The 999-nt window shown below is 45.6% G+C and carries 1 protein-coding gene; it reads right to left on the bottom strand.

Annotated features, from left to right (window positions below; genetic code table 11):
* Positions 1-999, bottom strand: a 999-nt coding sequence (locus tag GY843_RS19700; RefSeq protein ID WP_297312244.1) for a right-handed parallel beta-helix repeat-containing protein, incomplete at both ends; no start/stop codon positions are given.

Here is a 999-nt window from a genome sequence, read left to right as displayed (position 1 = left end):
GTAAACGTGATCATGTCTGCTGCTGTGCCCTGCGCATCGAGTATGCCATATATACGGAGGTAGTAATAACCATTAAACTGGACCTCTACCCCCGGGTCGATCGTTAAAGTTACCCCCTCTTCCACAGTTACATGCCCAACTACAATGTACGGTGAATCAGCTAATGTCCAGGTGGTGTCTTGATTAATCGGGCCATAGACATAGGAATCTTGTATAGGGCTGCCGTCCGGTCCGTCCAGGAATTGCAGAAAATCTACCCTTGCCAAGTCATCGTCATCAAGCCAGTCATATATGCCTGATAGAATCGAGGTTACATCAGTTGTGCCCCACCAGTTGTTCCGTGCATCAATAAGATAGGTGTTGGCATTAGTATACACATGTAAATTGTAGTCCCCATTGCCATAAATTGAATTGTTATTTATCGTGCCATGAAAAAAACCATATTGGGAGATACGGAGATCTAGACCATAAGTCGTGTTGTTTATGATTGTGTTATTCGTTACAGCCGATGCAGAGCCGCCGTTGAATGATATGCCAATATCGTTGCCCTGTATCAAGTTGCTATCAATTGCCGGGGAAGAATCACCTCTGGAAGTGGCACCAACGTAGATCCCCATCTCAGTATTGTCTTCAATAGTGTTGTTTCGAATAGTCGCTCCCGAGGGATTTTGTATACTAACTCCTCGCCAGTTGTTTCGAATTACACAATCTTCAACCGTGTAGTTTTGGCCCGATATGCTTGAAATGTTAACTCCGACGTATGCATATTCCACGATGGCGTACCTTATGGTACTGATGTTGCTACCATACAAGTTAATTCCAGACCAATCCCCCGCCGCAGGACTAGGTTGGTTGGACGTAAACGTGATCATGTCTGCTGCTGTGCCCTGCGCATCGAGTATGCCATATATACGGAGGTAGTAATAACCATTAAACTGGACCTCTACCCCCGGGTCGATCGTTAAAGTTACCCCCTCTTCCACAGTTACATGCCCAACT

Origin of the sequence: Neptuniibacter sp., assembly GCF_024231755.1 — a bacterium.
Taxonomy (GTDB): Bacteria; Pseudomonadota; Gammaproteobacteria; order Pseudomonadales; family Balneatricaceae; genus Neptuniibacter.
The sequence above is the reverse complement of the archived record's forward strand: the minus strand, read 5'-3'. Positions and strand labels throughout refer to the sequence as shown.